The sequence below is a fragment of the Collinsella aerofaciens ATCC 25986 genome, from assembly GCF_964239575.1.
GTDB classification, from domain to species: domain Bacteria; phylum Actinomycetota; class Coriobacteriia; order Coriobacteriales; family Coriobacteriaceae; genus Collinsella; species Collinsella aerofaciens_BQ.
The window spans coordinates 65,205-89,121 of record NZ_CAXSQQ010000005.1 but is presented as its reverse complement, the minus strand read 5'-3'; the positions used below and the strand labels follow the sequence as shown (position 1 = coordinate 89,121).

Here is a 23,917-nt window from a genome sequence, read left to right as displayed (position 1 = left end):
TACTCCCCTTCCTTTTCCGCAAATTAAGACAGATGTGCCCTGGACAAGACCGTGAGCCTTGCCTTATATCAATCGATGTGTGGGCACGTTACGCCTAGAGACCAGGTTCTCCAAGCAGGTTAACAATGTGATATGCGAGATAACTCTTCTCGGCATCGGTAACGACAACGTTATAGGTAGACGACAAGTGGGCGGCTATGGCGTCCGCGCACGAGAAAGCGCACGGATACGCCGTTTCATCGATTCGGAACAGCGCGTCTCCGTTGATTTGCCCGGCCGTAGGATCGAGCGCTCGCTGTGCGAAAAACTGCAGGTGGCGAACGAAACGTTCGTAAGGCAGCGAGGTGTCATCGAGGGTCGTAGCATAGCGCTCAGAAACAATCGCAAGCACGTCGCGAACAAGCTGGACCGAAACAATCAAACGATCGGAGCGTTGCGGCATGGTGGCGTTGACGATATGCAGCGTAATAAAACCCTGCTCTTCTTCGCTCATCTGGATGCCCATATACTCCTTGATAATCTGCAGTGCACGGCCCGCAAGCGCATACTCCTTGCGATAGAACTGCTGGATCTCGAGCAGCAACGGATTCTCACAGGAGACGCCCTTGCGCTCACGCTCCAAAGCAAGGCTGATATGGTCTGCGAGAGCAATGAGAATCTTGTCGTTGATATCAACATTGAGCTCTCGACGGAGCATCTGAACAATGTCCTCGGCAATCACGAGGTTGACGGTGGGGATGGACTCCAAAAGATGTGCCAAGCGGTCAATCGTACGCGAGTCCTGAGAAGTTCCCTCCTGCAACGCGTAGGTCTTTTCGATCGACGCCTCGTCGATGGCATCGCCGGCATGACGGCCAAAGCAGAGGCCTCGACCGATGACGATGAGCTCGGAGCCATCGTCCGAAGTGACCATTGCGACGTTGTTGTTAAAAACTCGCTTGATAACCACGGTACCCACCACAAGAATTTACTCGGAAAGCCAGACGACAGGCTCTTTAACAGCAACAGGGCCGGAAGCATGCTCACGAAGAGTCGAGTTCTCCGAGCGCTCGCACACGATAACGAAGACCGTGGGATCGAAGCCGGCGGCGCGGACCACGTCGAAATCGACCTCGACGAGGGGCTGGCCCGCGTCGACATGGTCACCCTGGGCAACAAGCGCATGGAAGCCCTTGCCCTCAAGCTTAACAGTGTCGATTCCGATATGCAGCATCACCTGAGCAGAGCTGTCGTCGGACATGATGCCCAGCGCGTGCTCAGTCGGAAACAGCGCCGCGACGGTGCCGGAAACAGGAGCGCACACCGTTCCCTCTTGGGGAACCACGGCAACGCCATCGCCCACGGCACGGCTGCTAAAAGCGGGGTCATTGGTATTTTCTAGATGAACAAGCTCGCCGGAAACGGGAGCGAGAATTTCGAACTCGGAAGCTGCAGTCTTCTGCTCACCCGAACCGCCCATCAGGCGAGAAAAGAAACCCATGGTGGTATGTCCCTTCATAAATATAGCCCAACCAAAATCAAGCGAATGCGCCCATTGAGACGCTCGCGATCAAAGACTTTGGTTAGGCCCACGTCCGAGGGGACTCGGTAACCTTCCGCATTTCTTTACGGGGGTTATTGTAGACAAGCCCAAAGCCGGAACAATCATTATGACCGGCGAACGGTATTTTTTCTCCGATAAACGGTATTTATGCGGTACTTAGGGACGTTCCTTTTCTGCCGGCACTCGGGGACACTCCTCACTCTGGTGCATTGGGGACAGGTTTGTTTGCACCAGGTTGGTGCAGATTAACCTGGTCCCATTGCACCAATTTCGTATGCGCTAGATAAAGAGCTCGCATTCCTTCCGCACGACGCAAACCTTGCTCAGCATCTGGGAAACAGCGGATAGCTTGTTGGGATCAGCCTTACGAGCACCTCGCGGACATACGGCAATGCAGCGCATGCAGGAGATGCACGCCTCGCCAGCTGCTCGTTTGGGGTCACCCTTGTCGATAGCACAAACGGGGCACGCCGCGGCGCATGCACCGCAGGAAACGCAATCCTCTGTTGCCTCGGGTGCCATGCGGTGACCTCCAGCTTGTTTATAAGGACGATTGCCGGGGATAGAGGGCTCGGATGTATCCTCAGCCAACAGCTTTTGCTGAATTTGCTGAGCAAACTCAGCAAGCTGCGCCGCATCCTGCGCATCCGGACGACCGGCAGCAAACTGTCGCGCAATGGAATGTTCTGCAATGGCTGCAACTGCCGCGATCACCCGGAATCCCGCATGCTTCGCAACGTCCTCCAGCTCTACGAGCGTGTCCTCAAACGCGCGGTTTCCGTATACACAAACCAAAACAGCCCGAGCCCCGTTGCCGCGCACCATGCCCAACCGGTCAGCCACCACAGCCGGGATTCTACCGGCATACGCCGGCACAGAGATTACGGCCACGTCGTCCTCAGTCATCGAGACAGCGCTGAAATCTAGCCCGCTATCGGTCAGATCGACGGTAACGGTATTCTTGCCCAGTGCCCCGGCCACAAGGCCAGACACCTTCCGCGTTCCACCCGTCGGACTAAACACAATTTCGAATACGCTCATCGAGGCACCCTCCCCTACGCCTGGCAACGCGTCAAGCCGCTTTCACATCCAGCCAGAGTATACGGCACGTGGGGGTCCCCGTTTTGATGCACCAAGCACCCCAATGCACCCACCCTACACTGTCTGCCTCTTCGTTTTGTATAAATTACGGTACAGATTGTATATATTTACGGGATACCGCTGTGTTCTCCCGAGGTACCCCATCCTGCCCCGTGCAAAAAACGGAGTATTCTGCAACGTAACCACGCCAGCACCGCCGCGGGTGGGCAAAACTGTAGGGCGCCGTATCATTTTAAGTCCCGACATGGCGAGAATGACGCGCCCCTGCTCCGGAAAACGGCGAAATCTAACTCAAAACGCTCATAAGGGATATCTGAAGGCCACCGTTGGCGACGTCGAATCATATGCAGACAACTCGAACTGCAGAATACTCCAAAAAATGCACGGCGCACCCCATGGGACCCATTGCCGCATGGCAGGAAACAGGTCCACGGCATCCTCTAGATGCATTCCCGAGGAAATCACATTTGAACTAGCGATCGGATACGACAAACAAAAAGGGCCCCGAGCGTAGTTGCTCGGGACCCTTGGTTCACCTCGCTCTAGCGGGCGATGCGTATGTTACTTGCGCTTGCCGCCGCCGTCACCGGGACGACGGGAGCTGCTACCACGCTTGCCGCCACGGCTGTTGCCATAGCTGCCGCGGTTATCGCGACCGCCGGCGCGGCCGCCACGGGAGCCGGCCTGGTTGCCGCCACGACCACCACGATAGCCGCCACGACGCTCCTCGCGGGTATCGTCGTAGTTGCGCCAGTCATCGCGACGATCGCGGCTGGCACGCGGGTCACGACGATCGCGCGACTCGTTAGAACGACCAGCGCCGCCGCGGCCGCCATTGCCGCGAGCACCCTCGCGACGCTCGCCGCCGTGGCTACCGCGCTCTTCAAAGCGCTTGCCGCCACGGGACTCACCGCCGCGGGCACCACGCTCACCACGGCCCTCGCCGCCACGACGCTCATCACGGCCACCGCGCTCGTCATCGCGACCGGAACGACGACGGTCGCCCGCACCACGCTTGCCGCTACGCGAACCGCGGCCCTCGTCCTCGCGCTCGACACGACGACGGCCACCGCGATCCTCGTCCTCGCGGCGGCGGCGATGTGCCTCGCCCTGGAACTGCTTGGCACGACGCTCGGCACGGTTGCCGCGCGGGGTCTGCTCGACAGCACCGCCGCGCTCCTCGGCAGCCACCTCGCGGGCCACGCTCTCCACGGCCTCGTCCACGCGAGCCTGAACGCCCTCGCGCACGCGGGTCTTGCCGCCGCGCTTGGGACGGCTCGGACGCTCGCCGTCGCCTCGACGCTCGTCGCGACCGCGGTTGGAACGACCAGCCACATCGCCGTAATCGTCGCCGTTGCGCTTGCCGTCGCGACGCGCCTGCTCAAGCTTCTTCTTGCTCTTGGACTTGCCGCGCTTGGTCTTCTTCTTCACCTTAAAGGCGGCAGGATCGCGCTCGGGGTCAACGGCGGGCGGGTTGGGACCCACGTGCAGGTCGCCGGCTTCGTAAATATCGGCCGTCTTGTCCATGAGCTTCTCGATCTCGTAGAACTCGTCGACGTCCTGCTCGGTCACAAACGTGATGGCCCAGCCCAGCTCACCGGCACGGCCCGTACGGCCAATACGGTGGATGTAGTCGGTCGGCTCGGCCGGCACGTCAAAGTTCACGACGTAGCGCACGTCGCTAATGTCGATGCCGCGGGCGAGAACATCGGTTGCCACCAGCACGTCGACGGTGCCGTCGCGGAAGGCAGAAAGCGCGCGCTCGCGCTGGGCCTGGCTGCGGTTGCCGTGAATCGCGGCGGCCTTGATGCCCTTACGCTCCAGACGACGGCAGCAGCTGTCGGCGCGATGCTTGGTGCGCATAAAGACAATGGTGCGCTCCGGGCCCTCCTTCTTGAGAAACTCGGGCAACAGGTTATTCTTGGCCTCGATGGACACCGGGAACACAAACTGGTCGACGGTGTCGGCGGTCGACGTGGCGGGCGCGATCTCCACGCGGGCCGGGTCGCTCACCAGGTCGGTGATCTCGCCCACGGCCTCCTCGTCGAGCGTCGCCGAGAACAGCAGCGTCTGGCGCTCGGCCGGCGTCTCGCGCACAATACGGCGGACGGCGGGCAAAAAGCCCATGTCGAGCATGCGATCGGCCTCGTCGAGCACCAGCACCTTGACCTCGTTCAGGTGGCAGGCGCCCTGCTCGATCAGGTCGACCAGACGGCCCGGCGTGGCGACCAGGATGTCGCAGCCGTACTTGAGGGCAGCAGTCTGCGGCTTGTAGCTCACGCCGCCCACGACGGTCACGGCGACATGGCCGGTGACGTCGGCGATCTTGCTCGCGACCTCGTCGATTTGCTGGGCAAGCTCGCGCGTAGGGGTGATGACGAGCATCACCGGGCCGCGGCCGTTGCCCTCGGGCTTTTTAGCACCGCGACGACGGTTGCGGCCGCCGCGCTCGCGCACGGGTTTGGGAGGAGCGATGTGCTCCAGATTGTTCATGGTCGGCAGCAAAAAGGCGGCCGTCTTGCCGGTGCCGGTCTGAGCGGCGGCAAGCAAGTCGCGGCCCTCGAGCACCACGGGGATCGAGCCGGCCTGCACGGGCGTCGGCGCCGTGTAGCCCAGGTTCTCAATAGCACGAAGCATCTCGTCGGAAAGCCCCAGCTCGTCAAAGGCGGGCAGGCTCTCGGTAGCGGACTCGACGGCCTGGGCAGCATTGGCCTCATCGGCGGCATCGAAGGCAGCCTGGGTCATGGCCTCGCGGGTCTCGTCCAGAATCTCGGCGTCCGTGACGTCGGATACAGAATTACGCATATGTTGTTGTTCCTTATCTGCACGCGCAATGGGCACGGCATGCGGCCGCGCGGGCGTGCTTGGTAGTGCGCTAATACATACAAAAACAGGTGCGCACAGAGAGGACGTTGCTCAGCACGCTGGCGATCGCTTTGGCAGCCCTATCACGCGCCGTCCAGACGCAGCAGCTCTAAGCGATGGAGCAGATTCGCCGCCGGTTAGTATACCCGTGCTTCGCATGCCCCCACGTAAACCACAGATGACGAGGCGGACGGGGCGGGCCTGGCTGATTGTCTCAATCTGTAACATCTACAGGGCAAATCTTCCTCTACGTGTTACAGATCGAGACAAACGGTCGACACGGCTCACAAACGTCTCAATCTGTAACAGTTAACGAGTAAAATCGGCCCTAATTGTTATAGATCAAGACAGAGGGGGATTTCCGTTCAATCCAAACCAAATCTCTCGGTCTTCCTGCAATTTCGAACATGTGGCCTATAATGTTGCTTTGGTTACGCTATATATTGCGCAACCATTTAATACGTCGCCCACCGGGGGCCATTAATTCCTATCGCCATATTGGCTAGGAAGCAATCAAAGGAGGTATCCGTGGCAGCAGAGACGCCTTGCTCGGTCCTCTATAACGATATTCGCTCGTTCGGCGGTCTTAAACATCTCGAGATCGCCCGAATGCTTATCAACGGAAACTCTTATCTCGGCAGTACCCTGCTCGAGAAATGCTCTTCCAACCGCTCGTATCTCACCCGTTACATCGTCCATCGCAAGCCTGACCAGTGCGCGCCCGCCATCTACAGCGACTTTACCGTCACCACGCTCAACCTTTCCTCGGCAATCTGCAGCAAGCTCGGCGGCGGCGAGTCCGCCTATCGGGCAATCGCCGAGCACTATCGCGGTCCGGCCGCCAACGAAATGATGTCGGCTCTCGCCAGCTACAAGCTGGACAGCCGCCTGTATGCAAATGCCCTCAATCGCATCGACAACTTTGACGGCAATGCCGTGCGCGAGAAAAGCACGCTTTACCTTATGCTCTTTGTGGCAACGGGGGCGCTCGCCGATCCCGTTCAGGGCGTGGCCACCGTCGAGCGCTTTTGCGACAGCAAGACGGGCGGGCACTTTGGCACCACCGAAACTACCGTCGGACGTGGCTTTATGAGCAGCCTGGAGCAGCCGCGCACCGTCGCCCCCAACCTCGGTCTGCTCAGAACCCATGCCGACAACTGCGCCGACATGCAAATCCATCCCCTCACACGCAATCCGCGCGGCACCGTGATTGGTTCTTTGCCCAAAACCTCGCCCAGCATCACCGATGTAGGCGCCGACGCCTCGCGCGAGCATCTTCGTATTTGGCTCGAGGGTGAGCACTGGTACGCCCAGGGCCTTGGATCGACCAACGGCACAGTGCTCGAATCGGGCGCGGGCGACGGCGATATTGTGATTGAGCCGCCGCGCGACCAACGCGAGCCCGGCAAAGTCTATCCCCCCGTGGAAATCGCCAACAGCGACAGGCTCCATCTGGGTCTCTACACGACATTCCTTGTCATTGTGGACTAGCACGGACAGCGATCGGAAGACGGTCGCCGTCCGTCTTTCGTCTTCTACCTTCTGCGTCGTAAACGACAATACTCAGCGGTACACGTGAGCAGTGCGGCTATCATGGTACTTTACCGATATCCGCACTGCTCACGTGTACGCGCGGCAACCCATGCCAGACAAAGGAACGCCATGGATACTACCGATAGCGCCTATGGCGACAAACTCATCCGTCTCGATACGTTCGATACCGCCGTGGCGGTCGACCCCAGCGCCGAGGACGACGCCAAGCGTCGGTTTATGACGCTTATTCTCCAGACGGCCCACCGCAACAACGGCAACATCGGGCACGTGCTGCGCGCGACCAACACGAGCGGCGAGGTCTTTGCCGTCAAGCTACTCAAGGACAACGCCATCCTTTCCGGCCAAGCCCCCGACCGCTCCGCCGAGCAATCGGCCGCGCACCTGGCCAACACCGCTGCGCTGTTCGAGGAGTACCGTCATCTGTGTACCGTCTCGCACCTGCGCGGATTTCCGCGCGTCTATGGCTACGGATCGTGCGAGGACGACCCGCTCATCCTCATGGAGTGAGTCGAGGGCACCTCGCTCAAGCAGGCGCTGCCCCTGCTTCCGCACGACGCCTCGGGCGGGCTGACCACCCAGATGGTCGCCGCCGTCGGAAACGCCGTGCTTCGTGCGCTCTTGATGACCCAAGGCCTCGTGAATCCGGTCATCCATCGCGACCTGTCGCCTGCCAATATCATGTTCCGCACCACCAGCCGAACACTCGAGCAGCAGATTGCCGATTGTTCCTTTGACCCCTGCCTCATCGACATGGGCTCCGCGACCATGGCTCTCGGCGACGACACGATCACCCGGCGCGCCGACATCTGGCGCTTTGCCACGCCCGCATACGCCGCGCCCGAGATGCTCACGCAGGATATCGAAGGCATCGCGGCCCTTCGCCGTTCGCCGGCAATCGATGTCTACGCGCTTTCGAGCATTCTGTACCAGCTCTACAGCGGTCGCAAACCGTTTGACTTTGAGTCGACGGACGCCGCTGCAACCGGCTCGTTCTATCTCGTAAAGACCAAGACCAAGCCGGCGCCGCTCGAGCCGCGCTGCGAGGGCGATGAAGCGCTCGTCCAAATCATCATGAAGGGTCTCTCAGTCGAGCAGTGCGATCGTCCCACCGAGCAGCAGATGCTCGAGGTGCTCTCGGCATACCTCACCGATGCCGAATCCGAGGGCCGCGAAGGCGCGGGCAGTGACGCCGCAATCGACATCGACTCCGGTACGCACCTTAAGGTCGACGTCGCCGGCGAGCGCGCGCGAGAGATCCTGGAGCAGGCCCGGAACGATGCCATGACCCGCCGTCGCTTTATTATCGGCGGCGTCGCTGCAGTCGTTGCGGGGCTCGGCGTCATTGGCGCGGCAACCCATGGCTTTGGCATCCCCGACTACCTCGATGGCATCCGCGGTTCACTTGACGACTACACCTGGGATCAGCTGCAGGAGATTTCGCTCAAGATTAAGGCCGCCGAGACCCGTAGCGAGGCACGCGAGATTGCCAAGCGCTATCATCTGCTCGATGCCGATGGGCATATCCCCTATCCGTGTACCAAGCGTGTCACGCTCACCAACGGGCTGCAGGCTGGCGCGCAGCTTGTGGGCATCCGCCACGATGAGCTTCTGGACGGGACGGGCAAGGCCGGACTGACGTTTATGTTCGATGCGGGTATTGCCGAGCGCAACGCTGCAGCTGAACCGCCGAGCGCCGGCTGGGCAGATTGCGAGCTGCGGGAATGGCTCAACGGCGACGGCCTTAAGCTGCTACCCAACGAGTTGCGCGCGCTCATTAAAGGGGTCAAGAAGGTCTCGAACAATGTGGGCGCCGCCAACAGTGCATCGTGTCTGAGCGAGTTGCCCGCAACCCTTTGGCTGCCCACCATGGTCGAGCTGTGCGGTACGCAACCGCCCGATTCGTTTGCCAAGGACTATCACTACCTGGCAGACATCTACAACAGCGAGGGCAAGGAGTACCAACTCTTCCGCGAGCTCAAGGTGAGCCCGTATTCCACGAACGAGACGATGGTCCGTCAGTGGAAGGGCAAGGACACCTGCTGGTGGGAGCGCACGGTGAGCCCCGACACATCGGAGAGCGAAGGCACGCTCTATATGAACCGCGTGGGGCACGACGGCGACGTCTTTACGTACGCAACGCCTGCGGAAAAGCCAAACAAGCTAACCTGTGTGATCCCCGGGTTCTGTATCTAGGAGGCGGGCGTCTTGCCGTGACGGGACCCCTCCCCGGCAATTGTCTCGATCTGTAACACTAGCTCGGCAGATACAGGTCTAGATGTTACAGATCGAGACAAACCCCAACCCCGCGAGACAACATCTCAATCTGTAACATCTAGCAGGCAAAACGGTCCTCAGATGTTACAGATTGAGATGATTGGTTGGGACGGTCCATCGGCCAACCAACCACCCTCATCTGTAACGAAATGTCATACATTTCTTTCTGTACTGGACACCCCCAGGGGGTATGGGTGTATAGTATCGGCAGGTTAACAATTCCAACACCGAACTACAGAAAGGAGAAGCCATGGCTCAAGATAAGTTCGACGTGGGCGGCATGACATGCGCCGCCTGCCAGGCGCACGTGGACCGTGCCGTGAGCAAGCTCGACGGCGTCCAAAGCGTCGCGGTCAATCTGCTCGCCGGCTCTATGCTGGTGGACTACGACCCTGCGCAGGTCTCCCCCGACGACATCTGCACCGCTGTCGACCGCGCGGGCTACTCGGCCTCGCCCATCAGCACGGGCACCGACGCTGTCCAAAGCGGAAGTGCGCAAGCCAGGTCCGGCGCCGCCCATATGGAGTCGCCGACCAAAAAGTTGGAGGCCGCCGCCTCTGCCATGCGCACCCGCCTCATCGTCTCGATCGTATTCCTCATCCCACTGTTCTACATAGGCATGGGGCACATGCTCGGCTGGCCGCTGCCCGGCATCTTCACCGACCACACCCACAGCATGACGCTCGCGCTCACCGAGCTCGTCCTGCTCATTCCCATCGTCTACGTCAACGACGCGTACTTTATCAACGGGTTTAAATCACTCGCGCACGGCGCGCCTACCATGGACGCCCTTATTGCCGTGGGCGCCACCGCCTCCATCGCCTGGTCGCTCTACGCCATGTTTATCATGGCCGACCAGCTAGCCGCGGGTCAGGTCCACGAGGCCATGATGACGGGCATGGACAATCTGTATTTTGAGAGCGCCGGCACCATCCTGTCGCTCGTCACCGTAGGCAAATACCTCGAGACGCGCAGCAAGTCCAAGACCGGCGGCGCCATCGAGGCGCTCATCGACCTAGCGCCCAAGACCGCGACCGTCGTGGCAGAGGACGGCACCGAGGCCACCGTCGACGTCGATGCCATTCTGCCCGGCCAGGTGCTGCGTGTGCGCCCCGGCGAGTCCATCCCTGTCGACGGCGTGGTACTCGAGGGCGCTTCGGCCGTGGACGAAAGTGCACTGACCGGCGAGTCCATCCCCGTGGAGAAGACCGCCGGCGACACCGTCAACGCCGCCACTGTCAACCGCACCGGCTCGTTTACCTTCCGTGCCACACGCGTGGGCGCCGACACGTCGCTCGCCAAGATTATCCAGCTCGTCGAGGACGCCAACGCCACCGAGGCGCCCATCGCCCGCATGGCCGACAAGGTCGCCGGCGTGTTCGTGCCCGTGGTGTTCATGATCTCGGCCGTGACCTTCGTGGTGTGGACGGCACTGACCGGAAGCGTGAACGAAGCGCTCACCTCCGCCGTCGCCGTGCTGGTGATCAGCTGCCCGTGCGCGCTGGGCCTGGCCACGCCCGTCGCCATTATGGTCGGCACCGGCAAGGGCGCCGAAATGGGCATTCTGTTTAAGAGCGCCGAGGCGCTGGAGAACCTACGCAGCGTGGGCACCGTGGTGCTCGACAAGACGGGCACCGTCACCCGCGGCAAGCCGGCTGTGACCGATATCACGGTAGCCACGCGCGCTGACGGCTCGCCCGCCATGAGCGAAAAGGCGTTGCTCAAGCTGGCCGCTGCGCTGGAGCGCTCAAGCGAGCACCCGCTGGCCGAGGCGATTATGGCCGAGTGCGAGGCGCGCGGAATCGTCGCACGCATGGTCGAGGACTTTACCGCCGTGCCCGGGCGAGGCGTTACGGCACGCGAGGGGCAGAATGTCATCGCCGCCGGCAACGTGCGTCTGATGGACGAGCTGGGCGTGAAGGTTCCCGCCGGCCTTGCCGAACAGTTCGCGGCCGAGGGCAAGACGCCGCTGTTCTTTGCCAAGAACAGCGAGCTTGTCGGTACCATCGCCGTGGCGGACGAGGTCAAGGAGACGAGCGCCGGGGCCATCGCCGCACTGCGCTCGCTTGGCGTCGACGTGCGCATGCTCACCGGCGACAACCGCGTGACGGCCGAGGCCATCGCCCGCCGCGTGGGGCTGAGCAGCGAACAGGTCATCGCCGACGTCCTCCCTGCCGACAAGGAGCGCCACGTCCGCGAGCTGCAGGATGTGGGCGGCAAGGTCGCCATGGTAGGCGACGGCATCAACGACTCCCCCGCCCTGGCGCGCGCCGACGTGGGCCTTGCTATCGGCACCGGCGCCGACATCGCCAAGGAGGGCGCCGACGTGGTTCTCATGCGCAGCGACCTCATGGACGTCGCCCGCGCCATCGAGCTTTCGCGCGCCACGATCCGCAACATCAAGCAGGACCTGTTCTGGGCACTGTTCTACAACGGCATCGGCATTCCGCTGGCGGCGGGCGTGTTCTTCCCGCTCACCGGATGGCAGCTCTCGCCGATGTTTGGCGCCGCGGCCATGAGCCTGTCGAGTGTCTGCGTCGTAAGCAATGCGCTGCGCTTAAAATCCTTTAAGCCAAAAGTGGCAAAATAAGCTCACCATTAAGTCCATTTAGAACGGGTTTTCCAGGTGCCCGAGATTGACCTGAAAGAGGAGCGACGCGTACTTTGGTACGCGAGCGACGGCTTGAAGGTCAAGGTCGGGTGCCTGGGAAAGCCGACACAACAGGGAGGAATACCCATGCGATACACAATCAAGACTTCCGGCCTCATGTGCGGCCACTGCGACGCTACTGTCGAGACGGCACTGCTCAACGTTGCCGGCGTGACCGACGCCGACGCCGATCACGAGACCCAGACCGTCCAGGTTGAGTGCGCCGACACCGTAACCGCCGAGCAACTCGCCGCCGCTGTCGAGGCCGCGGGCGAGAAATTCCACGCCCTGTCTGTGACCGCCGCATAGCAGTCGCTGCCTACTGAATCCTCAGAAGTTGCGGTGAAATACGGACTGTTGTGCCGCCCTAGGCCTTTAAACGGTCCGTATTTCACCGCAACTGACGGGGACATCCGGAAGATCGACCAGAAACGAGGACCCGACATGATGGCAGACCATAAATCGGTGACCCGCATGCTCAAGACGGCACGCGGTCAGATCGACGGCATCCTGCGGATGGTCGAGGAGGACCGCTACTGCGTCGATATCTCCACGCAGCTCATGGCCACACAGGCGCTCCTCGCGCGCATTAACGCCGACGTGCTCAAGGCGCATATCGAGGGCTGCGTGACTTCGGCAATCGAATCGGGCGACGAAGACCTCAAAGCCGCCAAACTCGCCGAAATCGAACGCGTCGTCGACAAACTCTCCAAGTAATTGGGGCATTGGGGACAGGTACGTTTGCACCGTCTTGGTATTCCGGGGACAGGTATGTTTGCACCACATTGGTGCAGATTAACCTGTCCCCCTTGCTCTAAATCGGGTATAAAGGCGTGCAGCATATCGAACGAAAGGCAATTTGCATGAATGACTTTATGAAGGGTCGCAATGGTGCCGATGAACTCACCATCGTGATGGGTTTTGCCGGCATCGTCATCGCGATGGTCGGATCGATAGCCCGCATCCAGTGGCTCAGCTGGATCGCCATCGCCGTTATCGTGATTGGCGTGCTGCGCGGCCTGTCCAAAAACGTCGACGCACGTCGCAAGGAGAACGAGGCCTTTGTCGCCGCGACTGCAAACGTCCCCTGCCTGGGCAAATTCGTCGCCAGCTTGGGCGGCGGAACCGCAGCGGCCAGCACCTCACGCGCGGCCGGCACCAGTAAGGAAGACTTTGAGCGTGCCAAGCGCACGGCCAAGAAGATGTGGAAGGGCCGCAAGACCACGGCCTATCTCAAGTGCCCCAACTGCGGCCAGATGCTCTCCGTCCCCAAGGGCAAGGGCAAGATCCGCGTCACCTGCCCCAAGTGCCACGCCAAGATGGAGACGCGCTCCTAGCCGCCATACCATAGGACAAATAAAAGCCGAGGCCTCGCGCTGAGACCTCGGCTTTTTGTATGCGACAACGGAGCTGTCCCTTTGTCACACCTATGCTACGCCGTCGCGGGCCAGCTCCTCAGCCAGCGCTTCGGCTGGCATGGCCATAATCGCGTCGAGCTCGGCATCCACCTCGGGGATGCGCTTCACCTTGAGTTTGCACACCAGATCGCCGCGACACATCACGTGCATCGGCTCACGCAGAGCGCACAGGTCATCGAGCGGGTTCTCGCGCGTCACCAAGATATCGGCGGCCTTGCCGCACTCGATCGTGCCAGTCTCGCCGTCCAGCCCCAGCAGCTCGGCGTTGACTTGCGTAGCCGTATGCAGTGCGAAGGCGTTGCTCACGCCGACATACTTGGCAAAATAGGCCACCTCACGCCACATGTCGTACTGCGTCACGAACGGGCAGCTCGAGTCCGTACCCAGGCCCACCTTAACGCCAGCTTCCAGTGCGGCACGGGCGCTCTCGATAATGCCCGAGCACACGATATCGCCGTTCTTCTTTTGCGTATCGGTCGAATGGGTCTTTTTCGGGTCGAGCAATACAAACGGCAGCGCCGGGCTGATAGTGCAGGTAACACTGGGCGCACGCCCCTCGAGTTGCGTGCCCGCGGCGCCACGGTACAGCTCCAGAATCTCGGGCGTCAACGGAGCGCCGTGCTCAATCGTGTCAACGCCGGCCTCAAGCGCGGCCTTCACGCCCTCGGTACTCTCGACATGGGCCATAACCGGCAGACTCACCTCGTGCGCAGCCTTGCACGCCGCCGCGGCAACCTCGACCGGCATGCGCAGCACGCCCGGCTCGCCCACCTCGGTAGCGTCGAACACGCCGCCCGTCACGAACAGCTTAATGACGTCGGCACCACGCGCATACAGGTCGCGCACCTGTTCGGCTGCCTCGGCGGGACTGTTGGCCACCTGGGCGAACAAGCCCGCACCATGGCCGCCCGGCACCGTGACGCCCGTTCCCGGCGCCACCAGGCGAGGACCTTGATACTTGCCGGCATCGATAGCATCGCGCACGGCCAGATCGGCAAACAGCGGATCGCCCGCGCCGCGCACCGTGGTCACGCCACTTGCCAGTTGTTGTTGGGCGCTGCCCTTAAGAATATGGCGCACGATGGCGCGCCCCACGGGATTATCGAGCTTCTTCATCAGCGCGCCCGCATCGCCGGCCGAGACAGGCTTGCCCGAGCCGCACAGGTGCACGTGCATATTGATGAGACCGGGCATGAGATACGCACCGCCCAGGTCGATAACCTCGGCACCCGCGGGCGCCTGCGCCACAGCACTCGGCCCCATCCAGGTGATGACGCCGCGCTCAACAGTCACGGCCATATCGGGTTGCGGCTCCATATGCTCCGAGCCATCCAGAATGGTCGCATTGATAAACAACGTGGAACGATCGGCAGACGCCATATCGAGCTCCTCCCTCACGATTAACTTGAACATTTGTCCATTATCACCTAGTCCCGCTGGATTGTTGCAGACGCATCGGTTAACGGAGGGAAGAGGGGATGTGGGAGACGGAATATGCTGCAGTCCCACCCCAGCGACACCAGGGAAATATCTCGATCTGTAACAGATACAGGGTTGTTGGGCCCCTTGATGTTACAGATCGAGACATTCGGTCGACGTTTCACCGGTTTGTCTCGATCTGTAACAATTACGAACTCAAACAACTTCTAAACGTTACAGATCAAGACAAAACCTCTCAGCGCCCATACCACCGACGTCTCCACTCCTCAGCCAAATCGGGCCGTCGCGGAATACCCGCCAGCCTCATCTTCTCAACCAGCTTCCCCGGATTCTTGAGCTCATCAAACGTAAACCGAAGCACCTTGTGCCCGAGCATTGTCAGATGAGATTCCCGCTGACGCTCTGCCACGAATGGGTCGACCGGCTCCCGGGCCTCGCCGCTCTGCAGGGTGTACTTCCCCTTACCGTCCAGCTCGCCAATCACGCACGTTCCCTCCTCGAGCCGCCAAAAACAGTCGACGCGAAACACCTGGCTCGGATCGAGCGGGTCGCGAAACTCCACCTGCAGCTCCGGAACCGGAAAGCCGTACGCAATAAAGAACGCTCGGAACCGAGACTCGCCGCCGTTTTCGGACAGCCCGTCCGCATACGACGCAATCGCCTGTGCCCTGCGATACCCTCGCCTGCCCTCGCAATCGGCGCGGAGGCGCTCGCACAAATCCCCACGTGATACGTCTTTCACCCGCAGTGCAGAATCGGCAATCGCCAACCCGTAGGAGAACGGCGCACGCAGCAAGCAATCCTCCGCCGTGCGCCAAAACGACGTCACCCGCACGCCGTCGACGCGCTCGAGCGCGCCCGCAATCTGCGGACGCAACAACCTGCACCCGCCGCTCAACGTCACCGAACAGCAAGTCTTAACAAGGAAACGCGGCCCGAGCAGATCATTCGGCACCTCCAGACCCCATATCAGCGCGGCGTCATATCCCCAAAACGCCCAATCGGGATGAAATTTCGCAAGCCCTTTGATAGTCCTCAGCGCTCGCTCCGCCGGCGTCAATGCATCCCAATCATGCTGAAAACAGAACAGGTACGGCTCGGGCTCCGCGATATCGTCGGTTCCAACATGGCGTCGCAGCCACATGAGCTCGGTATTGTCATGCGTTGCGAGCAGCGCACCTTGCTTGGCCGTCTCCGTGAGCCGCGCGAGCATCCTATTCCGCGCCAACGTGTTGCGAGTCGCATGTTTGTGTTTGAGAACGGTATTAGACACTTTCATCACCACCACGTCAGACAAATGGACCATCGTCACCGTTGCCTCCGCTGACAAATGTCTTGATCTGTAACAGGAAGACAGTCTTTGAGCCTCTAGTTGTTACAGAACAAGATCTTTCGGCAGCCGCCAACCTTCCGTCTCAATCTGTAACAGTTACGGGCCCAAACAGCCGCCAAACGTTACAGATTGAGACAAAGTCAGGGCAGCAGGGCGACGCCAGTCACATCCCCTACTCCCACTCCTGCTCGTAGATGTTGAGCGACTTCACGTACCGCCCCTGGGCGCCCATGATGTCGCGGACCAGGCGCAAAAAGAAGCTGACGCACGAGGTGTCAAAGCCGTCCTGCAGATCCTCGGGATGCACCGCACCCGGTCCATCGACCGCCGTGTCACTCAGGCGCGCGATGTCATACAGATAGAGCTGTCCCGCCGTCAGCCAGACATCGTCGATGCAGGCGAGGCGCACCGCGATCGCGCCGTCGCTCCAATGCTCCTTTTGCACGATATGCGGGTCGTAGACATCAAAGCGACGGTCGGCACGCGTATCCTTCAGCGCAACCATGCCGTTCGCAGGATCCTTGTCCAAAATGCCAAAGCGCGAGAAATACTGCGTGTCGCGTACCTGCTCGAGCCGCTTGAGCGAGGCAGGCGAAAGCGATGCCGGCGGTTCGTCAACATACAGCTCGAGCAGCGTCTTGCCATGGCGATAAGGGCGCTCGAAGAGCAGCCAATCGGTAAATGCCATGTTGTAGGCCATGATTTCGTTTTGCGAAGGCTCGGTGCAATAGCTGAGCCACGGGTCGACAATGATCTCGAACTGTTCGCGTGCCGGCTCCAAAAACTGGAACTTCCGCAGCATCCAAAAATGGGCCATGTCGGCAATATCGTTGCCGACGGCTTCAGCCAGCTGCGCTCGGTCTAAAACGTGGTCAGTCACGGCATCCTCCTCAAACTGATGAACCTCAATTTGAGCTTACGAGGAGGGTGGGCAGCCACGACCAGCGCGGGCAAAATAGGCCTCCGGCTGCAAACCAGATGCTGACCAAACACTTGACGGGACACTTGACCGAATGAGCGCACCGCAAAGAAACCGCAGGTAGATATAGACAGTCAGTTCACTCATTTGAGGCAAACGCCCGCTACCACCACAGAAAGAGCAGAGTAGCACAGTCGCAAACGTCGACGAATGAACACTTGCACGTCGGCAAATGACAAAGTCGCCTGCGAACTCGCAAGGAGTGTCCCCGAATGCCGGCACATAAGGAACGTCCCCAGCTGCCGGCACTTGGGGACGTTCCTTTTGGGCCGGCATTCGGGGACAGCCCTTGACGATTCAGCTGTGGACAGCCGCCTTACAGCTCCAGCGCGTCGGCGACTTCGGCAGCGCAGGCCAGGGCGTCGGCCATAGCGTTCACCACGAGCGAGCTGCCGTTACGAGCGTCACCGGCAACATACACCGGCGCGGCATCCACAGCGACGCCGCCAACACGCGCCGCAAGATGCGAGCCCTCGGCGGCCATCACAGGCAGCGGACGACCAGCAGTGGCAACGGGCACGCCAACGGCGTCGAACACACCGTGCTCTGGGCCCGTAAAGCCGCAGGCGATGAGCACCAGCTGGGCCGGCACCTCGTGCTCGGAGCCCGCGATGCGCTCGGGCTTGCCAGCCGACCAATCCAGATCGACCACGCGCAGGCCCGCGGCCGCGCCCTTCTTGTCCAGCAGCACCTCGAGCGTATCCACGCCCCAAGCGCGCATCTCGCCGCCCATGACAGCGATGGCCTCCTGCTGGCCGTAGTCGGTCTTCTTAACGTTTGGCCACTGCGGCCAGGGGTTGCTCGCCGCGCGCGCATCAGGCGCCGCCGGCAAGAACTCAAACTGGCGCACGCTGCGCGCACCCTGACGTACCGCGGTGCCCACGCAGTCGTTACCGGTATCGCCGCCGCCAATGACCACGACGTCCAGGCCGTGTGCATCGACGACAGGCTCGCCGCCATCGAGCACCGAGACGGTCGAGGCCGTCAGGTAGTCCACGGCATACACCACGCCGGGTGCGTCAATATTCTCAGCAGCCAGCCCACGCGGGGCGCGAGCACCGGCAGCCACCACGACGGCGTCAAAGCCATTGAGCTTGGCCGCCACCGCAGGGTTCGTAACGTCGGCACTCAGCTCGAACACAATGCCCAGCTCGCGCATGAGCGCCACGCGACGCTCGACCACGGACTTCTCGAGCTTCATGTTGGGAATGCCGTACATGAGCAGACCGCCCGGGCGGTCGTCGCGCTCAAACACCGTCACGCGGGCGCCACGACGCGCAAGCTCCCATGCTGCCACCAGACCAGCGGGACCGGAGCCCACCACGGCAACCGTGGGTGCACCCTCCCCTGCCGGCTCAAAGCGGTGCGGACCGCCGTTGGCCCACTCATGGTCGCTAATCGCGCGCTCGTTGTCATGGATCGTCGTGGGCTGGCCATCGACCGAGCCCAGGTTGCATGCGGCCTCGCACAGCGCCGGGCACACGCGACTCGTGAACTCGGGCATGGGCGAGGTGAGTGACAGGCGCTCGGCGGCCTCGTCCCAACGGCCGCGGTACACCAGCTCGTTCCACTCGGGAATCAGGTTGTGCAGCGGACAACCGCTCGGACGTGCCTTGCCAAAGCTCGCGCCCATCTGACAAAACGCCACACCGCACATCATGCAGCGGCTCGCCTGGGCACGGCGCGCGTCGTCGTCGAGCTCCACGTACAGCGGATCGAAATCGCGGCTGCGCTCCTCCACGGGGCGCAGCTCATGGGTCACGCGATCGATATCAAGAAAAGCACCGGGCTTACCCATGGCACTTACGCCTCCTTCTTGGTCGAAGCAACAGAGCTGGCAGCCACGGACGCAGCACCCGCAGCACCGCCCGCAACATCGAAGCGAGCAACATCCGCGGCACTCGCCCGACCGGTCACAATGTCAAACGCCAGCTCCTCGGCCTGCTCATGCGTCTTGCCGACGGCCTCGGCGGCGGCGACAATCGCCAGCACGCGCTCGTACTCGGTCGGAATGACCTTCACAAAGTGCTTGCTCATCGTCTCAAAGCTGTAGAGCAGCTTAATGCCGCGCGGGCTCTGCGTCGCGTCCACGTGCTCCTGGATGAGCGCACGAATCTGCGCCAGCTCACCGGCCGTCGGGGCTTTAAGCTCAACGCTCTCGTGGTTCACGCGGGCATCGAGCGTGCCGTACTGGTCAAAGACATAGGCCACGCCACCCGTCATACCGGCAGCGAAGTTCTGCCCGACCTCGCCCAGGATGAGCGCCAGACCACCCGTCATGTACTCGCAGCCATGGTTGCCGCATCCCTCGACCACCACGGTGGCACCGGAGTTGCGCACGGCAAAACGCTGACCGGCCAGACCGTTAATGAAGCCGCGGCCGCTCGTGGCGCCAAAGAACGCAACATTGCCCACGATGATGTTCTCGTCGAACTTGTAAGTCGCATGCGGGTTGGGGCGCACCGACACCTCGCCGCCCGAAAGGCCCTTGCCAAAGTAATCGTTGGCGTCGCCGCACACGTTGAGCGCAATGCCACGCGGAAGGAACGCGCCAAAGCTCTGACCAGCCGAACCATCGCAATCGATGGTAATGGAGCCGGCGGGCAGGCCCTCGGGATGCGCCTTGGTCACCGCGTTGCCCAGGATGGTGCCCACGCAACGGTTGACGTTGGCGATATCGGCACGGAAGCGAATCGGACGCAGGTGCGCACGGGCATCGGCCGTATAGGGCACAAACAACGTGGAATCGAGCGTCTTGTCGAGCTCGCTGTCCGCAGCCATCTGCGGCAGGAAGTGGCGACCGTCGGCGCCCGGAATATGGGCACCGAACTCGCAGGTCGCGCTCGCCAGCACGGGCGACAGATCGAGCAGGTTGGCCTTGCGGTTGCCCGGGACCTCGACCTGGCGCAAGCACTCGGGATGGCCGACCATCTCGTCGACGGTGCGGAAGCCCAGGCTCGCCATGACCTCGCGCAGCTGCTCGGCAACAAAGAGCATAAAGTGCTCAACGTGCTCGGGTTTGCCGCGGAAGCCGCGACGCAAGCGGCAGTTTTGCGTGGCAATGCCGGCCGGGCAGGTATCCTGCTGGCAGTCGCGCTGCATGAGGCAGCCCATGGAGATGAGCGGCATGGTCGCAAAGCCAAACTCCTCGGCGCCCAACAGGCAGGCGACGGCGACGTCGGTGCCGTCCATGAGCTTGCCGTCGGCCTCGAGCACCACGCGGGAGCGCAGGCCGTTTTGCAGCAACGTCTGCTGAGCCTCGGCAAGGCCAAGCTCCAGCGGCAGGCCGGCGTGCCAGATGGAGTCGCGCGCCGCGGCGCCCGAGCCGCCGTTATGACCGCTGATCAAGATCTTGTCGGCGGCACCCTTGGCCACACCGGTGGCGATGGTGCCAACGCCGGCCTCGCTGACCAGCTTGACCGACACGCGTGCGCCGGGGTTGGCGTTCTTAAGGTCAAAGATCAGCTCTGCCAGGTCCTCGATAGAGTAAATATCGTGGTGCGGCGGAGGCGAGATCAGGCCGATGCCGGGCGTGGACTGACGGACCTCGGCAATCCAGGGGTAGACCTTCTTGCCGGGCAGGTGGCCGCCCTCGCCGGGCTTGGCGCCCTGGGCCATCTTGATCTGAATCTCGAAGGCGCTGCACAGGTAGCGGCTCGTCACGCCAAAGCGCGCGCTTGCCACCTGCTTGATGGCGGAATTCTTGGAGTCACCGTTAGCCAGCGGGGTCTCGCGACGCGGGTCCTCGCCGCCCTCGCCCGAGTTGGAACGGCCGTGCAGGCGGTTCATGGCGATGGCCATGCACTCGTGTGCTTCCTTGCTTATGGAGCCGTACGACATGGCGCCGGTGTTAAAGCGGCGGACGATGTTGAGCGCGGGCTCCACCTCGTCGAGCGAAACCGGCGTGCGACCGTTGGCATTAAAGTCCAGCAGGTCACGCAGGCGCACGGCACGGCCGGTGCGGTGCAGGCGGGCGCTGTACTCCTTAAAGGTGTCGTAGCTGTCCTCGCGGCAGGCGGTCTGCAGCAGGTAGACGGTCTGCGGGTCGATAAGGTGATCCTCGCCGCCGAGCGGGCGCCACTTGGTCAGACCCAGCGTGGGCAGTTGATCGGGAGCCGGGCTCTTAAGGATAGCGAGCGCGGCGTCGTAGCGCTCGTTTTGCTCGCGCTCAACGTCCTCGACACCCATACCGCCCACACGGCTCACCGTGCCGGCGAAGTACGCGTTGACAAACTCCGGCGTAAAGCCCACGGCCTCGAAGATCTGCGCCGAATGGTAGCTCTGCACCGTGGAGATGCCCATCTTGGACATGATGGAAACGATGCCGGCAGTCGCAGCCTTGTTGTAGTTGGCGATGCCTTGCTCGGCTGTCACGTCCAGATCGCCGTGCGCCGCCAAGTCGCGAATGCACGAATGCGCGTTGTACGGATAGATGCCGCTCGCGGAGTAGCCCACCAGTGCCGCAAAGTCGTGCGGAGACACGGCGTCGCCACACTCCACCACGATGTCGGCAAAGGTACGCACGCCGGCGCGGATCAGGTGGTTGTGCACGCAGCCCACAGCGAGCAGTGACGGCACAGGGACCTCGCCCGCCGCAGCACGGTCGCTCAGCACCACGATGTTCACGCCATCGCGAACCGCGGCCTCGACGTCTTCGGCAAGCTGCTTGAGCGCAGCCTGCAGCGCGCCCTCACCCGCGTCGCGGCGGTACACGGCACGGAAACGGCGGGTCTTAAAGCCCACGCGGTCGATGGCACAGATACGCTCGAACTCCTCCTCGTTGAGCAACGGGCGCTCCAAGCGAACCAGCTGGCAGGCCGTACGGGAGTCCTCGAGCAGGTTGCCGTGGTTGCCCAGGTAGAGCGTGGTCGAGGTGACCATATGCTCGCGCAGGGCATCGATCGGCGGGTTCGTGACCTGGGCGAACAGCTGATAGAAGTAGTCGAAGAACGAGCGCGTCTTCTTGGACAGGCAGGCCAGCGGCGCATCGATACCCATCGAGGCGAGCGGCGCCTTGCCCTGCTGGGCCATGGGACGCACGACTTCGTCAACATCATCCCAGTGATACCCGAGCTTGGCCATGCGCACGGCGGCGGGCACCTCGGTATCCTCGGCGGGCGTGGGCGCGACGGGCTTGTCGAGCGCGTCAACGGTCAGCGTCTCCTCGGCAATCCAGTCGCGGTAGGGCTTTTCCTTGGCATAGCGGGCACGCAGCTCATCGTTGTAGATCACGCAGCCGCGGGCAAAATCGACCTCGAGCATCTGGCCCGGTCCCAGACAGCCGCTCGTCAGGATGTTCTCGGGGCTCACCTCGATGGTGCCCACCTCGCTTGCCAGCATAAAGCGGCCGTCGCGCGTCACATAGTAGCGGGCGGGACGCAGGCCGTTGCGGTCGAGGGCAGCGCCCAGCGTGCGACCGTCGGTAAAGGCGATGGCGGCCGGACCGTCCCACGGCTCCATGAGCATGGACTGGTAAGCGTCGTAGGCGCGACGCTCCTCACTCAGGCTGTCGTTGTGATCCCACGGCTCGGGCAGCAACATGGACGCAGCACGCGTGAGCGGGCGACCGTTCATGACCAAAAACTCGAGCACATTGTCCAGAATCGCGGAATCGGAGCCCTCGCGGTTGATGATGGGCATCACGCGCTCAAGATCGTGCTGCAGCACGGGGCTGTACAGGTTGGGCTCGCGGGCGCGAATCCAGTTGACGTTGCCCTTGAGGGTGTTGATCTCGCCGTTGTGGATGATAAAGCGGTTGGGGTGCGCGCGCTCCCAGCTGGGCGTGGTGTTGGTGGAGTAGCGCGAGTGGACGAGCGCCACGGCCGTCTTGACGGCGGCGTCGTTGAGATCGATGAAGAAGCGGCGCATCTGCGTGGCGACCAGCATACCCTTGTACACGATGGTGCGCGAGCTCATGGAGCACACGTAGAAGATCTTGTCGCGCAGGGCAAACTCGGCGTCGGCCTTTTTCTCGATGGTGCGGCGGCACACGTACAGACGACGCTCGAAGGCGTCGCCCGCCGGCGTGTCGTCCGGACGGCCCAGGAAGGCCTGCAAGATGGTGGGCATGCAGGCGCGGGCCGTCTCGCCCAGGTCGTGCGGGTCGACCGGCACCTCGCGCCAGAAGAGCAGCGGCACGCCGGCTTCGGCGCAGCCCTCCTCAAACACGCGGCGGGCATCCTCTACACCCTTGTCGTCCTGCGGGAAGAACAGCATGGCCACGCCATAGTCGCCCTCTGCCGGCAGAATCTGACCGCACTTTTGAGCCTCTTTACGGAAAAAGTGATGCGGAACCTGAAACAGGATTCCGGCGCCGTCGCCGGTGTTCTTCTCGAGTCCGGTGCCGCCGCGGTGCTCCAAGTTGACCAGAATGGACAGTGCGTCGTCCAGAATCTGGTGATGACGCTCGCCGTTGATATCGGCAAGCGCGCCGATGCCACATGCATCGTGGTCGAATTCGGGGCGATAAAGGCCCTGCTGCTGAGCGGAATCTGCCTGCATCGCGATCCTCCCCTTGGTGTTAGACAGTCAGTTGAATAGGCATACTAGGAGCATCGCCGGCCCGTTGTGTTTCCCGCCCGTTTCGAAACAATCGCGTAACGCGCTCCCTACGAGTGGGTGTCGCAGGTTGAGCATGCGCCCGAGGTGTCGATTGAGCCCATCGGCAACGCCACCTTCCGCGTGCCGGGCGGCCTGTAAGCTCACTGCATCTACCATCTCAATCTGTAACAGGAAGCCCCAATTTTGGCGCCTAGATGTT

Annotated in this window: 16 protein-coding genes; 7 read left to right on the top strand and 9 right to left on the bottom strand. The window is 62.0% G+C overall.

What is annotated here, in order from left to right:
- Positions 1-94 precede the first annotated feature (94 nt).
- From ACESUZ_RS04470 to ACESUZ_RS04455, 4 genes are all read right to left on the bottom strand, one after another.
- Positions 95-949 carry a PRD domain-containing protein gene (locus tag ACESUZ_RS04470; protein ID WP_271755783.1) on the bottom strand — a complete coding sequence of 285 codons (855 nt, stop codon included), beginning with the start codon at positions 947-949 and terminating at the stop codon, positions 95-97.
- Between the two features lie 18 nt (positions 950-967).
- Positions 968-1,480 (bottom strand): PTS sugar transporter subunit IIA, encoded by a 513-nt coding sequence (locus ACESUZ_RS04465; RefSeq protein ID WP_373198694.1) that lies wholly within the window; start codon positions 1,478-1,480, stop codon positions 968-970.
- Positions 1,481-1,822: 342 nt separating this feature from the next.
- Positions 1,823-2,524, bottom strand: coding sequence for a 4Fe-4S dicluster domain-containing protein (locus tag ACESUZ_RS04460; RefSeq protein ID WP_373198692.1), 702 nt, complete (start codon positions 2,522-2,524; stop codon positions 1,823-1,825).
- Positions 2,525-3,205: 681 nt separating this feature from the next.
- Positions 3,206-5,449 carry a DEAD/DEAH box helicase gene (locus ACESUZ_RS04455; RefSeq protein ID WP_373198690.1) on the bottom strand — a complete coding sequence of 748 codons (2,244 nt, stop codon included), beginning with the start codon at positions 5,447-5,449 and terminating at the stop codon, positions 3,206-3,208.
- A gap of 588 nt (positions 5,450-6,037) precedes the next feature.
- Between ACESUZ_RS04455 and ACESUZ_RS04450 the strand changes: the two genes are divergently transcribed.
- The 7 genes from ACESUZ_RS04450 to ACESUZ_RS04420 all read left to right on the top strand — a co-directional run bounded on the left by ACESUZ_RS04450 (position 6,038) and on the right by ACESUZ_RS04420 (position 13,324).
- On the top strand, positions 6,038-7,000 hold the full coding sequence (locus ACESUZ_RS04450; RefSeq protein WP_195245911.1) for an FHA domain-containing protein: 963 nt from the start codon (positions 6,038-6,040) through the stop codon (positions 6,998-7,000).
- Positions 7,001-7,171: 171 nt separating this feature from the next.
- Positions 7,172-7,570: a hypothetical protein gene (locus ACESUZ_RS04445; RefSeq protein ID WP_373198687.1), complete on the top strand. Its 399-nt coding sequence runs from the start codon at positions 7,172-7,174 to the stop codon at positions 7,568-7,570.
- Between the two features lie 27 nt (positions 7,571-7,597).
- The gene (locus ACESUZ_RS04440; protein WP_373198727.1) at positions 7,598-9,256 is read left to right on the top strand and encodes a protein kinase domain-containing protein; all 1,659 of its coding nucleotides are present in this window, start codon (positions 7,598-7,600) and stop codon (positions 9,254-9,256) included.
- A gap of 331 nt (positions 9,257-9,587) precedes the next feature.
- On the top strand, positions 9,588-11,927 hold the full coding sequence (locus ACESUZ_RS04435; RefSeq protein WP_373198685.1) for a heavy metal translocating P-type ATPase: 2,340 nt from the start codon (positions 9,588-9,590) through the stop codon (positions 11,925-11,927).
- Positions 11,928-12,074: 147 nt separating this feature from the next.
- Positions 12,075-12,296 carry a heavy-metal-associated domain-containing protein gene (locus ACESUZ_RS04430; protein ID WP_055310331.1) on the top strand — a complete coding sequence of 74 codons (222 nt, stop codon included), beginning with the start codon at positions 12,075-12,077 and terminating at the stop codon, positions 12,294-12,296.
- A 138-nt stretch (positions 12,297-12,434) separates the two neighbouring features.
- Positions 12,435-12,704, top strand: coding sequence for a metal-sensing transcriptional repressor (locus tag ACESUZ_RS04425; protein WP_226812542.1), 270 nt, complete (start codon positions 12,435-12,437; stop codon positions 12,702-12,704).
- 146 nt (positions 12,705-12,850) lie between these two features.
- Positions 12,851-13,324 carry a hypothetical protein gene (locus ACESUZ_RS04420; RefSeq protein WP_373198683.1) on the top strand — a complete coding sequence of 158 codons (474 nt, stop codon included), beginning with the start codon at positions 12,851-12,853 and terminating at the stop codon, positions 13,322-13,324.
- A 90-nt stretch (positions 13,325-13,414) separates the two neighbouring features.
- On the opposite strand, the gene ACESUZ_RS04415 is transcribed toward ACESUZ_RS04420, so the two are convergent.
- The 5 genes from ACESUZ_RS04415 to gltB all read right to left on the bottom strand — a co-directional run bounded on the left by ACESUZ_RS04415 (position 13,415) and on the right by gltB (position 23,658).
- Positions 13,415-14,785 (bottom strand): amidohydrolase family protein, encoded by a 1,371-nt coding sequence (locus tag ACESUZ_RS04415; protein WP_230308367.1) that lies wholly within the window; start codon positions 14,783-14,785, stop codon positions 13,415-13,417.
- Positions 14,786-15,080: 295 nt separating this feature from the next.
- Positions 15,081-16,157, bottom strand: a complete 1,077-nt coding sequence (locus tag ACESUZ_RS04410) for a hypothetical protein (protein ID WP_373198682.1) — start codon at positions 16,155-16,157, stop codon at positions 15,081-15,083.
- Positions 16,158-16,350: 193 nt separating this feature from the next.
- Positions 16,351-17,058 carry a hypothetical protein gene (locus ACESUZ_RS04405; RefSeq protein ID WP_195919256.1) on the bottom strand — a complete coding sequence of 236 codons (708 nt, stop codon included), beginning with the start codon at positions 17,056-17,058 and terminating at the stop codon, positions 16,351-16,353.
- A 415-nt stretch (positions 17,059-17,473) separates the two neighbouring features.
- Complete coding sequence (locus ACESUZ_RS04400) at positions 17,474-18,955, bottom strand: glutamate synthase subunit beta (protein WP_373198681.1); 1,482 nt, start codon at positions 18,953-18,955, stop codon at positions 17,474-17,476.
- 5 nt (positions 18,956-18,960) lie between these two features.
- Positions 18,961-23,658: a glutamate synthase large subunit gene (gene gltB, locus ACESUZ_RS04395; RefSeq protein WP_373198679.1), complete on the bottom strand. Its 4,698-nt coding sequence runs from the start codon at positions 23,656-23,658 to the stop codon at positions 18,961-18,963.
- Between the last annotated feature and the right edge of the window lie 259 nt (positions 23,659-23,917).

What these genes read in the sequence shown, in the direction of transcription:
- ACESUZ_RS04435 (WP_373198685.1), top strand. Translation starts at nt 9,588, where the DNA reads ATGGCTCAAGATAAGTTCGACGTGGGCGGCATGACATGCGCCGCCTGC.
- ACESUZ_RS04400 (WP_373198681.1), bottom strand. Translation starts at nt 18,955, where the DNA reads ATGGGTAAGCCCGGTGCTTTTCTTGATATCGATCGCGTGACCCATGAG.
- ACESUZ_RS04465 (WP_373198694.1), bottom strand. Translation starts at nt 1,480, where the DNA reads ATGGGTTTCTTTTCTCGCCTGATGGGCGGTTCGGGTGAGCAGAAGACT.
- ACESUZ_RS04445 (WP_373198687.1), top strand. Translation starts at nt 7,172, where the DNA reads ATGGATACTACCGATAGCGCCTATGGCGACAAACTCATCCGTCTCGAT.
- ACESUZ_RS04455 (WP_373198690.1), bottom strand. Translation starts at nt 5,449, where the DNA reads ATGCGTAATTCTGTATCCGACGTCACGGACGCCGAGATTCTGGACGAG.
- ACESUZ_RS04425 (WP_226812542.1), top strand. Translation starts at nt 12,435, where the DNA reads ATGGCAGACCATAAATCGGTGACCCGCATGCTCAAGACGGCACGCGGT.
- ACESUZ_RS04415 (WP_230308367.1), bottom strand. Translation starts at nt 14,785, where the DNA reads ATGGCGTCTGCCGATCGTTCCACGTTGTTTATCAATGCGACCATTCTG.
- ACESUZ_RS04430 (WP_055310331.1), top strand. Translation starts at nt 12,075, where the DNA reads ATGCGATACACAATCAAGACTTCCGGCCTCATGTGCGGCCACTGCGAC.
- ACESUZ_RS04420 (WP_373198683.1), top strand. Translation starts at nt 12,851, where the DNA reads ATGAATGACTTTATGAAGGGTCGCAATGGTGCCGATGAACTCACCATC.
- gltB (WP_373198679.1), bottom strand. Translation starts at nt 23,658, where the DNA reads ATGCAGGCAGATTCCGCTCAGCAGCAGGGCCTTTATCGCCCCGAATTC.